Raw genomic sequence first — 201 nt, 5'->3', positions numbered from 1 at the left:
CTTGAGATACAGCCCGGTCTCGTCTTCTTTCATCTCGGTATAAATACCGATGGGTTCGTCCATCCGGTGCTGCCAGAGCAGCGCGGGTAAGCTGCCTTTCTCATTCCATTGTTTCAGGGTATTGGCAAAAGCGCCGGGCAGGACAATATCGTCGTAGCTGTCCTTGACCCCGAACACCGAACCGTAGCCCTCGAACTCACC

At 54.7% G+C, this 201-nt stretch carries 1 protein-coding gene; it reads right to left on the bottom strand.

Annotation, left to right across the window (positions count from 1 at the left end; all coding sequences use genetic code 11):
* On the bottom strand, positions 1-201 hold a 201-nt coding region (locus AAC854_RS24960; RefSeq protein WP_340619238.1), incomplete at both ends, for an HK97 family phage prohead protease.

This window comes from Xenorhabdus entomophaga (assembly GCF_037996725.1).
Taxonomy (GTDB): domain Bacteria; phylum Pseudomonadota; class Gammaproteobacteria; order Enterobacterales; family Enterobacteriaceae; genus Xenorhabdus; species Xenorhabdus khoisanae.
The sequence above is the reverse complement of the archived record's forward strand: the minus strand, read 5'-3'. Positions and strand labels throughout refer to the sequence as shown.